This window comes from Klebsiella sp. SWET4 (genome assembly GCF_024296565.1).
Taxonomy (GTDB): domain Bacteria; phylum Pseudomonadota; class Gammaproteobacteria; order Enterobacterales; family Enterobacteriaceae; genus Klebsiella; species Klebsiella variicola.
Genome location: NZ_JANCOB010000004.1, coordinates 238,487 through 250,611, shown reverse-complemented (window position 1 = coordinate 250,611; position 12,125 = coordinate 238,487). Strand labels below are relative to the sequence as shown.

The following is a 12,125-nucleotide window of genomic DNA, read 5'->3' as shown; positions in this document are numbered from 1 at the left end:
ACAGAAACGACAGCATGCAAGAAAGTATCCAACTGGTCATCGATTCCGCTCCTTTTCTGCTCAAAGGGGCCGTCTTTACGCTGCAGCTGAGCATTGGCGGGATGTTTTTCGGCCTGGTGCTGGGCTTTATCCTGGCGCTGATGCGCATGTCGCCCCTCTGGCCGGTAAAATGGCTGGCGCGCATGTATATTTCCATTTTTCGCGGCACGCCGCTTATCGCCCAGCTGTTTATGATCTACTACGGCTTGCCGCAGTTTGGCATCGAGCTTGACCCGATTCCGGCGGCGATGATCGGCCTGTCGCTCAATACGGCGGCCTACGCGGCGGAAACCCTGCGCGCGGCCATCGCCTCGATCGACAAAGGGCAATGGGAAGCGGCGGCCAGTATCGGCATGACGCCGTGGCAGACGATGCGCCGGGCCATCTTACCCCAGGCGGCACGGGTCGCTTTGCCGCCGCTGTCCAACAGTTTTATCAGCCTGGTTAAAGATACCTCGCTGGCGGCGACGATCCAGGTGCCAGAGCTGTTCCGTCAGGCGCAGCTTATCACCTCGCGAACCCTTGAGGTCTTCACCATGTATCTCGCGGCCTCGTTGATCTACTGGGTGATGGCGACCGTCCTCTCCTCGCTGCAGAACTATTTTGAAAACCAGCTGAACCGCCAGGAGCGTGATCCGAAATGAGTGCGATAGAAGTGAAAAGCCTGGTGAAGAAATTCCATGGCCAGACGGTGCTCCACGGTATCGACCTGGAGGTACAGAAAGGGGAAGTCGTGGCGATCATCGGCCCCAGCGGCTCGGGTAAAACCACTCTGCTGCGCAGCATCAACTTGCTGGAGCAACCGGAGAGCGGCACCATCCGCGTTGGCGATGTGACCATCGACGCCGGTCGCAGCCTGGGGCCGCAGAAAGGACTCATTCGCCAGCTGCGCCAGCATGTCGGCTTTGTCTTCCAGAACTTTAATCTGTTTCCCCACCGTACGGTGCTGGAGAACATTATTGAGGGGCCGGTCATCGTAAAAGGTGAAGATAAGCAGGAGTCGATTGTGCGGGCGCGCGATCTGCTGGCGAAAGTGGGTCTCAGCGGTAAAGAGAATAGCTATCCTCGTCGCCTCTCCGGCGGTCAGCAGCAGCGGGTGGCTATTGCTCGCGCGCTGGCCATGCGTCCGGACGTGATCCTGTTTGATGAGCCAACCTCGGCCCTCGATCCTGAGCTGGTGGGGGAGGTGCTCAACACCATCCGCCAGCTGGCGCAGGAGAAACGCACGATGGTTATCGTGACCCATGAAATGAGTTTCGCCCGCGACGTTGCCGATCGGGCCATCTTTATGGATCAAGGACGCATTGTCGAGCAGGGAGAAGCGAAAGCATTGTTCGCCTCCCCGCAGCAGCCGCGTACTCGCCAGTTCCTCGAAAAATTTCTGATGCAGTAAACCATGCGCTGACGTGGCGGCTTTCCCGGGGGAGGGCCGCCGCGTACAGCCTGTCTTCCCTGCGGCGCGCCACGCTCCTCGTCACCTCTTTGTGCTATTTCTCCCTGTGGCCGTATACACCGCTTCCCATCCCCCCTTGTAGGGTGTAGAAAATGACGGGAAAGTGAGCACGAGGTTCTGCGCTGAGAACGGGAAAAAGGCAAGCCTTCAGACTAATAAATGCGACACCGACAATATTTTATACATATAAATAAGATTTATGTGTTAGTTTTCTGTATTTATAATAATGATTATCAATCAGGAGTTATTTGCACAGCTATGAGGGACAATGATTTTTTCAGCTGGCGGCGGGATATGCTGCATCAATTTCAGTCCGTGGCCGCTGGTGAGGAGGTTTATAATCTCCTGCAACGAGAAACCGAAGCGCTGGAATATGATTACTACACGCTTTGTGTACGCCACCCGGTGCCTTTCACTCGCCCCCGCGTCACCTTCCAGTCGACCTATCCCCGCGCATGGATGTCGCACTACCAGGCCGAGAATTATTTCGCGATAGATCCGGTATTACGCCCGGAGAATTTTATGCGTGGCCATCTGCCATGGGAGGATGGGCTGTTTCGCGATGCGGCGGCATTATGGGACGGCGCCCGCGATCATGGTCTGAAAAAAGGGGTGACCCAGTGCCTGACGTTGCCCAACCATGCGCAGGGTTTTCTCTCCGTCTCCGCGAATAACCGTTTACCGGGCTCTTATCCTGATGATGAACTGGAGATGCGCCTGCGCATGCTGACGGAGCTAAGCTTGTTGGCGCTCCTGCGTCTGGAAGATGAGATGGTCATGCCGCCGGAGATGAAGTTCAGCCGCCGTGAACTGGAAATTCTGAAATGGACCGCGGAAGGGAAGACCTCGGCGGAGGTGGCGATGATTCTTTCTATTTCGGAAAATACGGTGAATTTCCACCAGAAGAATATGCAACGGAAATTCAATGCGCCGAACAAAACGCAGATAGCCTGTTACGCGGTGGCGACAGGGTTAATCTGAGAGCGCCTGTCGTTCTGCGTGCCAGACGTGACACCGGCTGTCAGGGATACTTTCAGCCGGTACAGGATTACTGACGGTAAGCTTGTTTAATTTGCTTAACGGTGCTGGAGAATACGGCAGCCTGAGCCTCATCTTCCATCTGCGTGATCTGCTTTTCCATTTTAATAATCACGCGACCCGCATCCGCCTGGCCCATCGCCTGCAGCATCAGCGTTATCATCGCTTTCAGGCAGGAGACTTCCTGCGCCAGTTCTTGATTATTTTCTGCAGTGGAAAAATCTGGTGTGCTCATCGATATCCTCGTTTACTCGCTGCGCTAATGCGCCTTACCCAATGTGAAGGCCGCGCAGTATACCACAAGCGACGGGAAAAAAAGGAGTGCTTAATTTCTGTTCTCTCATCTGAGCTGTGAATGATTCAGTGCTTCGGATAATACGTAATAGCCGCCAGGCCGCCATTAATTTATTCCATCTATTTAGCACGTTAATATTTGTTACATATTTTGCTGCGTATTTATGCGCTACGTAATCTGTTGTGTTTTTTGTGCTTTCTGTATGAGGATTGTTAAAAAATAAGACGACGGCAACTGACTGTTCTCAATGACTTTCCACTATGTGTGCACAGACATTGCCATAAATGAGCGGCAAATCGAGGTGAGGGCATTTTTTTGCCTTTTAAATTAGCAATAAAACCCGGTAATATGTGGGAGATAAAGTATCAGTAGCGTTATCCCTCATTCTGGAGATTATTCCTTTGATCAACGTTCTTCTTGTTGATGACCACGAACTGGTGCGCGCAGGGATACGACGCATTCTGGAAGATATAAAAGGGATTAAAGTCGCTGGCGAAGCCTGTTGCGGCGAGGACGCCGTGAAGTGGTGCCGGGCTAATTCCGCAGATGTCGTCCTGATGGACATGAACATGCCCGGGATCGGTGGTCTTGAAGCCACGCGCAAAATCGCGCGCTCCGTGGCGGGCACGAAAGTGATCATGCTCACCGTGCATACCGAGAATCCTCTACCTGCCAAGGTCATGCAGGCGGGGGCGGCGGGCTATCTTAGCAAGGGTGCTGCACCGCAGGAAGTGGTGAATGCGATCCGCTGCGTGGCGTCCGGACAACGTTACATTGCTTCCGATATTGCTCAGCAAATGGCGCTAAGTCAGATTGAACCGGAAAAAACGGAATCGCCGTTTGCCAGTTTGTCTGAACGCGAATTGCAGATTATGCTGATGATCACCAAAGGTCAGAAGGTGAATGAGATCTCAGAGCAGCTCAATCTGAGTCCCAAAACGGTTAACAGCTATCGCTACCGAATGTTCAGCAAATTAAACATTCATGGCGATGTGGAGCTGACCCACCTGGCAATTCGCCATGGCCTTTGTAATGCGGAGTCGTTAGCAAGCCAGTGAGTGATGTTTTTGACGCAAAAGCTTTCCTGAAAACGGTGACCAGCCAGCCCGGTGTGTATCGGATGTATGATGCTGGCGGGACCGTCATCTATGTTGGCAAAGCCAAAGATCTGAAAAAGCGGCTCAGCAGCTATTTCCGCAGCAATCTCGCGTCGCGTAAAACCGAAGCGCTGGTGGCGCTGATTGCGCAGATTGACGTGACCGTCACTCACACCGAGACGGAAGCGCTGCTGCTGGAGCACAACTATATCAAGCTGTACCAGCCGCGTTACAACGTGCTGTTGCGCGATGATAAGTCTTATCCTTTTATTTTCCTCAGCGGTGATACTCATCCACGTCTGGCGATGCATCGCGGCGCCAAACATGCGAAAGGCGAGTACTTTGGTCCTTTCCCCAACGGCTATGCCGTGCGGGAGACCCTGGCGCTGCTGCAGAAAATTTTTCCTGTTCGCCAGTGCGAAAATAGCGTCTATCGCAACCGCTCGCGTCCCTGCCTGCAGTATCAGATTGGCCGCTGTCTGGGGCCGTGCGTGGCGGGGCTGGTCAGCGAAGAAGAGTATGCTCAGCAGGTTGAGTATGTACGGCTGTTCCTTGCCGGCAAGGACGATCAGGTCCTGACCCAGCTCATCGCCAGAATGGAGAAAGCGAGCCAAAGTCTGGAGTTTGAAGAGGCCGCGCGCATTCGCGACCAGATTCAGGCGGTCCGCCGGGTGACGGAGAAACAGTTTGTTTCTAATACCGGCGACGATCTTGACGTTATCGGCGTCGCCTTTGAGGCCGGAATGGCCTGCGTCCATGTGCTGTTTATCCGCCAGGGCAAAGTGCTGGGCAGCCGGAGCTACTTCCCGAAAGTGCCGGGCGGCACTGAGCTGGGAGAGGTCGTGGAGACCTTTGTCGGTCAGTTCTACCTGCAGGGTAGCCAGATGCGTACCCTGCCGGGGGAGATTTTGCTCGACTTCAGCCTTGGTGATAAGACGCTGCTGGCCGAGTCGCTGTCGGAGCTGGCGGGACGCCGAATCAATGTGCAGACTAAACCGCGCGGCGACAGAGCGCGTTACCTTAAGCTGGCGCGCACCAACGCTGCGACGGCGTTAACCACGAAATTGGCTCAGCAGTCGACCATTCATCAGCGCCTGCAGGCGCTGGCCACCGTGCTGGAACTGCCGGCCGTGAAGCGGATGGAGTGCTTTGATATCAGTCACACCATGGGCGAGCAGACCGTGGCGTCCTGCGTGGTGTTTGACAGCAATGGTCCGCTGCGTGCGGAGTACCGGCGCTATAATATCACCGGCATCACCCCTGGCGATGACTACGCGGCGATGAATCAGGTCCTGCGCCGTCGCTATGGTAAAGCGATTGATGAAAATAAAATTCCGGATGTGATCCTGATAGATGGCGGAAAGGGGCAGCTGGCGCAGGCGAAAGCGGTGTTTGCCGAACTGGATGTTCCCTGGGATAAACATCATCCGCTGCTGCTGGGCGTGGCGAAAGGCAGCGATCGTAAAGCCGGCCTGGAAACGTTATTCTTTGAACCGGAAGGCGAGGGGTTTAGCCTGCCGCCGGATTCGCCCGCTCTGCACGTAATCCAGCACATCCGCGATGAATCGCACGATCATGCGATTTCCGGACATCGTAAAAAACGGGCGAAAGTGAAGAGCACCAGCTCGCTTGAGACTATCGAGGGAGTAGGGCCGAAGCGTCGCCAGATGCTGCTGAAGTATATGGGTGGGCTGCAGGGGCTGCAGCAGGCCAGCGTCGAGGAAATTGCTAAAGTACCGGGCATCTCTCACGGTCTGGCAGAAAAGATCTTCTACTCGTTGAAACATTAGGGGCTCTGTAGCAACATAGGGCTAATTTTTACTTACAACAGATAGTTACCCGTCACTATGCAATTTAATATCCCTACGTTGCTTACTCTGTTTCGCGTCATCCTGATCCCGTTCTTTGTGCTGGCGTTTTATCTCCCCTTTAGCTGGGCGCCGTTTGCCTGCGCGTTAATTTTCTTTGTCGCCGCCGTGACCGACTGGTTTGATGGTTTTCTGGCTCGTCGCTGGAATCAGAGCACCCGGTTTGGCGCCTTCCTGGACCCGGTGGCGGATAAAGTCATGGTGGCTATCGCCATGGTGCTGGTTGCCGAGCACTATCACACCTGGTGGGTCACGCTGCCGGCGGCGACCATGATCGCGCGTGAAATAATTATTTCGGCACTGCGCGAATGGATGGCTGAGCTCGGGAAACGCAGCAGCGTGGCGGTCTCGTGGATTGGCAAAGTTAAAACGACCGCACAGATGGCCGCCCTGGTATGGATGCTGTGGCGTCCTTATCCGTGGGTAGAGTGGGCCGGGATCGCGCTTTTCCTCGTGGCGGCGGTGCTGACGCTGTGGTCGATGCTGCAGTATCTGAACGCGGCGCGCGGCGATTTGCTTGATCAGTGATCGTTTCGCCGTTATTTTCAGCAAACGATGCAAAGTTGCGAAAAATACCGTTGACTCACCGCGAGAGATAAGTAGAATGCAACGCATCGAACGGCGGCACAGTCTTCCAGACGATAACAAAATCAAGTGATTAGCAAATAACTTGATAATGCGGGAATAGCTCAGTTGGTAGAGCACGACCTTGCCAAGGTCGGGGTCGCGAGTTCGAGTCTCGTTTCCCGCTCCAGATTAACAGCATCGGCAGTAGCGGGTGCTTCAGTATTAAAGGCGCGTTAGCAAAGCGGTTATGTAGCGGATTGCAAATCCGTCTAGTCCGGTTCGACTCCGGAACGCGCCTCCACTTTCTATCCCGAGCCCGGATGGTGGAATCGGTAGACACAAGGGATTTAAAATCCCTCGGCGTTCGCGCTGTGTGGGTTCAAGTCCCACTCCGGGTACCATTGGGATAAAAGCAGAATAATCAAAGCAATAAGCAGTGTCGTGAAACCACCTACGGGTGGTTTTTTTGTTTCAAAACCACCCATTTCATAATATCACTTCATACTAGTTTTCTTGTCCACCTTGCTCTTCCCCCAGGATAACCGCACCCGGCTAAACCGTCGCGCCTCGTGGAATAATGTCGTTAGGATGATTTCGCTCCCCCAAACCGGCAGGGGGAGGCAAATCGATACTCTGCGTGCCAGAGGCCGGAGGTGAAACCGTCTCTAGAGTTCGAGGTTGAACGAAAGGACTTTCGATATAATTACCATCTCATCCGTAAGCGAGGAGAATTTTCCGGTAAATCTTTCTTCAGACTCAGGTGTCAAACTATATAGTGAATAATTTTCACCCGAAGATATACGCTCCAGTTGAAGATAGGTGGGTTTCTGCAAGGCAAAAGCCAACAGATAGAAATTAGTCGTGTGGTGAGAAAGTTCAGTGACTAATTCAGGGAGTTGCTTTGCTATATCTATTTCCTCTCTACAGCAAATCACAAAAAGCTTCCCTTCTTTGCTTTTTAATATGTTTCTGAATCTTTTAACCGCGCGGACGTAATACTCATAATCAGCAGGAGTATTTGGGTCGCGATGCGTGAATATATCATTCAGACGATATTTTTCTTTGTATTTATTGTGGTGTGCTCCGGGTTCTCGCGACTGGCGACGTAATGAGCTGTACTCATTTTTATCTAAAAATGAGGTAAAATCATCCCTCAGGCAGTCGATAATCATCGCTGGACAGGAAAATAGCCAGTCAAAAGGCAGTGATATCTTTTTCAGGTTGAATTTTTTCAATGTCCATGAAGTTAAACAATGGCTGCCCAGGGAGACAATATGTTTGACGTGCATTGAATCATCAGGAGCACTCTCTGTTAACGCTTGTGGTGTGTAACTGAATTTATCAGATGACATTCTGGATTTCGTGAAAGCAATAAACTCGTCACTATGCATCAGCGATGAGTTAAGAAGTTCTGCTGATTCTGCAAGTGACTTATTAGCAATGGCGTTGAGGTAGTTTTTCAGACCATCGCTATCTGCCGGTCGACCGAGTAGCGTTTTATAAGTTGTTTTTATTAGATGTATTTTCAGGTATTTTTCTTTAATGTCATATCTCATTTTTTATCCAATTGAAGCTGTAGTCTTTCTTTATTTTATTGCTGCTAAAACAGGTAGGCATACAAATTGTGTGGGATTATGTCAAATAGACAGGATATTGGCAATCGAGGAAATACGGGCGGCTACAGAGGACGCGGTTATTGAAGACGCTCGCCAGAATCTACGGATCCTGATGCTTGGACTGACAGGGAAAATATCCCGGAGGAGAGCATCGCACGCAGGCGAATGAATCCATCACGCTCAGCGGCGATCGTTCATTTGTCCCAGGACAAAACGATCTCTCCTTGCTACTATCAACCGGACTTTTATCCCAGCCTGCCGGAGGCATCATGTTCACAGGGCTTTGCGCATTTCCGCTGACGCCGCTGCATCAGCAGCATCTTGATGAAAAGGCGTTTATCCGTATTCTCTCTCGTCTTACCGATACCGGAGTCGACTCTCTGGGCATCTTAGGCTCGACCGGCAGCTACGCGTATCTGAATCGTGAGCAGCGCAAGCGGGTGGTGCAGGTGGCGAAAGCGCATGTTGGGTCGATCCCGATGATGGTTGGCGTCGGCGCCATCGCTACCAGCGAGGTGCTGCGCCTGGTGGAGGATGCCCAGCAGGCCGGGGCGGATGCGTTATTACTGCCGATGATGTCCTATCAGCCGCTTTCTGCGGAGGAGATCTTTGCCTTCTACGAAGAGGTCTGTCGGCACGTCTCGGTTCCGGTTTGCCTGTATGACAATCCCCGCACCACTCACGTCACGCTGGCGGATGAGCTGCAGGGGCGCATCGCCGCCTTGCCGGCCATCGCCTCGATTAAAATTCCCGGCTTGCCTGAGCCGCAGGCGAGTGAGCGGGTGGCAACGCTACGCCGTCATCTTCCTGCCCGCGTTACGCTTGGCGCCAGCGGCGATGCCCTGGCGACGGCGGGATTGCAGGCCGGTTGCCAAGTCTGGTACTCGGTTTGCGGCGGGCTCTTTCCCCAGCTTTCAGGGGCGCTGGTAAGGGCGATTCGTTCTGGCGACGCGGCACGGGTTACGGCGCTGAATGCGCAGCTGGCCCCGCTCTGGCGATGCTTTGACCGCTATGGCGGCAGCCTGCGGGTAATCGCCAGCGCGGCGGCCATTCTGGGGCTGTGCGACCCTGACTGCCTTCCCCGCCCCTTGCTGCCGTTAGGGGAGGAGGCCATTCGCGACGTGGCGGCGGCGCTGCACGGCCTGGCCTGATGGGCATGGGAAGGCGGATTGCCGCGCCTGGTGGCTTTCTGTCGGCAATTCGGCTACTGTAGGCCCGATTTTTACCATGCGAGCCTGTGAATGAATACCGGACCTTTAAACGAAAACGAACTGGAATGGCTGGACGAGACGCTGGCGAAATACGCCACCGAAGGCGCTATTCTGGATGTGTCTGAACTGGATGGCCTGCTGACGGCTATTCTCTCTGCGCCGACCGATATCGAACCAGCTCAGTGGCTGCTCGCTATCTGGGGCGGGGCGGATAATGTGCCGCGCTGGGCCAACGACCGCGAGCGCGATCGCTTTGTCGATCTGACGCTGCAGCATATGAGCGACATCGCTGAACGCCTGGAGTCCTATCCCGATCAGTTCGAACCGCTGTTTGGCACCCGCGAAGCGGAAGGTCAGGAGCTGACGATCGTCGAAGAGTGGTGCTTTGGCTACCTGCGCGGCGTAGCGCTGAGCGACTGGTCGACGCTGCCCGCTGAACTTCAGCCGGCGCTGGACGCTATCGCGCTCCACGGCAGCGAAGCGCAGTTTACCGCGCTGGATAATCTGACGGCGGATGAGTTTATCGACAGCATCGAGCGTATCACGCCGGCGGCGCTGGCGCTTTACCAGTACTGGATGGCGAATCCCCTGCCGGTGGTGGTTCCGCAGCCGGTCAGAAATGAGGCGAAGGTCGGACGCAACGATCCCTGCCCGTGCGGGAGCGGAAAAAAGTATAAGCAGTGCTGCTTAGCAAAATAAAACCAGGGGCCAGCCGGCCCCTTTTTTATCCCACCGCAGGCAGCAGTCCGGCGACGATACTGAACTGAATCGCCACAATACCGATCCCGCACAGCAGAACCAGCCACAGCGCCGGCGCGCCGCCGACCACCCGCCAGGCAGCCTGCGGATGTTGTCGGCGGCTCTTCATTGCCAGCAGGGCAGGCAACATCAGGGCCAGCACGGCGAGTGCCACCCCGGCGTAGCCCAGGGCCATAACAAAACCGCGGGGATAGAACAGGGCGAACGCCACCGGCGGCAGGAAGGTGATCGCGCCGCTCTGCAGACGTCCGCTGACGCTGTTTTTGCGTTGAAACACATCGGCCAGGTAATCAAACAAGCCGAGCGAGACGCCGAGGAATGAGGTCGCCAGCGCGAGGTCGGCAAACAGGTGCACGGCCAGCTCCACGTGCGGCGACGCCACCACTTCGCGGATCGCCTCCAGCAGACCGTTCAGACCGGCGTTTTTGGCCAGCAGTGCGGTAAAAGCGGGAGGGTTGATACTCCCCAGCGTCGCCAATTGCCAGAAAATATAAGCCACCAGCGGAATAAAGCTGCCGATAATAAATACCCGGCGCAGTTTACGGATATCGCCGCCAAGATAGCTGACGATGCTCGGCACACTGCCGTGAAAACCAAAGGAGGTAAAGATCACCGGAATGGCCGACAGGGCCAGGCCTTGCTCAACCGGCAGCGTCAACAGATTGACCTGATGAATATGCGGCATCAGTAGCGCCAGCATAATCACCAGAAAGATGATTTTGGCGCTGAACAGGAAGCGATTGAATAAGTCGACCAGCGAGGTACCGATGCACACCACCGCCCCGCCCAGCGCCGTAAACAAAAGTACGCCGGCCGCCGGCGGCAGCTGCCAGTCCAGCCACTGGTTGAGGCTGGAGGCGAGCAATTCACCGGCGCCACTGATATAGGCCGCCGTGAGGGCATACAGCAGAAACAGCATGCAGAACCCGGTAACCCACTGCCCGTAACGGCCCAGATAGCGTGCGGCCAGGGAACCGAGCCCCATGTCGGCAGGCACGTGCTGGTAGACTTCCAGCAGCAACAGGGCGGTATAGCACATCAACGCCCACAAGGTGAAAAGTAAACCCAGCGTGACGGCAAACCCGACGCCGGCGGCGGCCAAGGGCATCGCCAACATTCCTGCACCGATAGTGGTGCCAGCTACGATTAAAATACTGCCCAGAGTGCGGTTTTTCACGCTTTTCGCTATCCCTACAGCTAATAACAATAAATTATGCCGCGCAGAGTAGGGGATATTACAGCGTTCGTCAAATGAGGGTTACAAGTTCTGTAATTTTATCTTTACGCATTTAAGGGGGCGAAAGCCTGCGCTGGCGCAAGGCGCCGATGGCATGGCTGGCCTAAGCTGGTGGTTTTCAGGAGGGGTTATGTCTTCTATTCATGGTCATGAAGTTTTACAGATGATGCTCGCCTCGGGTGAGTCCTGGACGGTCGCCTCGCTGGAGGCCGCCATTCGCCGCCGCTTTGGCGAAGAGGCGCGGTTTCACACCTGTTCAGCAGAGAATCTAAGCGCCGCAGAGCTGGTGGCGTTTTTAGAGAAAAAAGGCAAATTTATTGCCAGAGAGGAAGGTTTTACTACCGCAGAAAATAAGATTTGCCGGCATTAAAATGGCCGCGACACGGGGGTGTCGCGGCGCGGAAGATTAATTCTGTGTGTCGAGGGTCGCCAGTTCTTTATCGATAAAGTACAGGCCTTCGCCACTTTTTCCAACGAGGGTCAGTTTATCAATCACCGATTTAAATAATTTCTCTTCTTCGTGCTGTTCAGCGACATACCACTGCAGGAAATTAAAGGTCGGGTAATCCTGACTGGTCATGGCGGCGTGCGCCAGTTCATTAATTTTTTGCGTGATCAGCTGCTCGTGCTCATAGGTCTGGCGGAACAGCTCGTCCAGTGAGGCATATTCGGCAAACGGGGAGGCGATCGCGTTGATGCGCGGCAGGCTACCGGTGTCGGTCAGGTAGTCGAACAGGCGCTGCATATGGGTCATCTCTTCCTGGGCATGGCGACGCAGGAAGGCCGCAGCCCCTTCAAAACTGTGGTAACTGCACCAGGCGCTCATCTGCTGATAAAGAAGAGAAGAATAAAGTTCAAGATTCATCTGTTCATTCAGTTTGTCGATCATTTCCGTTTTCAGCATTGTCGCGCTCCTGGAATTAAAAAATAGATGTTATCGGCTGC

General features: G+C 54.4%; 13 protein-coding genes and 3 tRNA genes. 12 read left to right on the top strand and 4 right to left on the bottom strand.

All coding sequences use genetic code 11. The annotated features are described in order from the left end of the window. Positions 1-14: 14 nt before the first annotated feature. The 3 genes from tcyL (at position 15) to sdiA (ending at position 2,473) form a co-directional block, all read left to right on the top strand. Positions 15-683, top strand: a complete 669-nt coding sequence (tcyL, locus tag NKJ21_RS12545; RefSeq protein ID WP_008804215.1) for a cystine ABC transporter permease — start codon at positions 15-17, stop codon at positions 681-683. Next, positions 680-1,432 carry an L-cystine ABC transporter ATP-binding protein TcyN gene (gene tcyN, locus NKJ21_RS12540; RefSeq protein ID WP_008804216.1) on the top strand — a complete coding sequence of 251 codons (753 nt, stop codon included), beginning with the start codon at positions 680-682 and terminating at the stop codon, positions 1,430-1,432. Before tcyL ends, tcyN begins: the two co-directional genes overlap by 4 nt. A gap of 318 nt (positions 1,433-1,750) precedes the next feature. Beyond that, on the top strand, positions 1,751-2,473 hold the full coding sequence (gene sdiA, locus NKJ21_RS12535) for a transcriptional regulator SdiA (RefSeq protein ID WP_008804217.1): 723 nt from the start codon (positions 1,751-1,753) through the stop codon (positions 2,471-2,473). 67 nt (positions 2,474-2,540) lie between these two features. Here sdiA and NKJ21_RS12530 read toward each other — a convergent pair whose 3' ends face one another. Continuing rightward, a complete protein-coding gene (locus NKJ21_RS12530; RefSeq protein WP_064142116.1) occupies positions 2,541-2,765 on the bottom strand; it encodes a DUF2594 family protein in 225 nt (74 codons plus the stop codon). Positions 2,766-3,226: 461 nt separating this feature from the next. Between NKJ21_RS12530 and uvrY the strand changes: the two genes are divergently transcribed. The 6 genes from uvrY (at position 3,227) to NKJ21_RS12500 (ending at position 6,758) form a co-directional block, all read left to right on the top strand. Then, complete coding sequence (uvrY, locus tag NKJ21_RS12525; protein WP_002911539.1) at positions 3,227-3,883, top strand: UvrY/SirA/GacA family response regulator transcription factor; 657 nt, start codon at positions 3,227-3,229, stop codon at positions 3,881-3,883. Next, on the top strand, positions 3,880-5,712 hold the full coding sequence (gene uvrC, locus NKJ21_RS12520; protein ID WP_008804218.1) for an excinuclease ABC subunit UvrC: 1,833 nt from the start codon (positions 3,880-3,882) through the stop codon (positions 5,710-5,712). Before uvrY ends, uvrC begins: the two co-directional genes overlap by 4 nt. A 57-nt stretch (positions 5,713-5,769) precedes the next feature. Further along, entirely contained in the window at positions 5,770-6,318 is a 549-nt protein-coding gene (gene pgsA / locus NKJ21_RS12515; protein WP_008804219.1) for a CDP-diacylglycerol--glycerol-3-phosphate 3-phosphatidyltransferase, read from the top strand. Between the two features lie 150 nt (positions 6,319-6,468). Next, a tRNA-Gly gene (locus NKJ21_RS12510) sits at positions 6,469-6,544 on the top strand. A 40-nt stretch (positions 6,545-6,584) separates the two neighbouring features. Beyond that, positions 6,585-6,658, top strand: a tRNA-Cys gene (locus tag NKJ21_RS12505). A 13-nt stretch (positions 6,659-6,671) separates the two neighbouring features. Then, positions 6,672-6,758, top strand: a tRNA-Leu gene (locus NKJ21_RS12500). A 264-nt stretch (positions 6,759-7,022) separates the two neighbouring features. Here the strand turns inward: NKJ21_RS12500 and NKJ21_RS12495 are convergent. Further along, positions 7,023-7,913: a DUF1796 family putative cysteine peptidase gene (locus NKJ21_RS12495; RefSeq protein ID WP_254732921.1), complete on the bottom strand. Its 891-nt coding sequence runs from the start codon at positions 7,911-7,913 to the stop codon at positions 7,023-7,025. A 329-nt stretch (positions 7,914-8,242) separates the two neighbouring features. On the opposite strand from NKJ21_RS12495, the gene NKJ21_RS12490 reads away from it, so the two are divergent. Next, entirely contained in the window at positions 8,243-9,124 is an 882-nt protein-coding gene (locus NKJ21_RS12490; RefSeq protein WP_032735969.1) for a dihydrodipicolinate synthase family protein, read from the top strand. A gap of 90 nt (positions 9,125-9,214) precedes the next feature. Continuing rightward, the gene (locus NKJ21_RS12485; RefSeq protein WP_080783061.1) at positions 9,215-9,883 is read left to right on the top strand and encodes a YecA family protein; all 669 of its coding nucleotides are present in this window, start codon (positions 9,215-9,217) and stop codon (positions 9,881-9,883) included. A gap of 25 nt (positions 9,884-9,908) precedes the next feature. On the opposite strand, the gene tyrP is transcribed toward NKJ21_RS12485, so the two are convergent. Next, positions 9,909-11,120: a tyrosine transporter TyrP gene (gene tyrP / locus NKJ21_RS12480; RefSeq protein ID WP_012541234.1), complete on the bottom strand. Its 1,212-nt coding sequence runs from the start codon at positions 11,118-11,120 to the stop codon at positions 9,909-9,911. 190 nt (positions 11,121-11,310) lie between these two features. On the opposite strand from tyrP, the gene NKJ21_RS12475 reads away from it, so the two are divergent. Beyond that, positions 11,311-11,550, top strand: a complete 240-nt coding sequence (locus NKJ21_RS12475; RefSeq protein WP_004200338.1) for a YecH family metal-binding protein — start codon at positions 11,311-11,313, stop codon at positions 11,548-11,550. Positions 11,551-11,586: 36 nt separating this feature from the next. Here NKJ21_RS12475 and ftnA read toward each other — a convergent pair whose 3' ends face one another. Beyond that, entirely contained in the window at positions 11,587-12,084 is a 498-nt protein-coding gene (gene ftnA, locus NKJ21_RS12470; protein WP_008804225.1) for a non-heme ferritin, read from the bottom strand. Between the last annotated feature and the right edge of the window lie 41 nt (positions 12,085-12,125).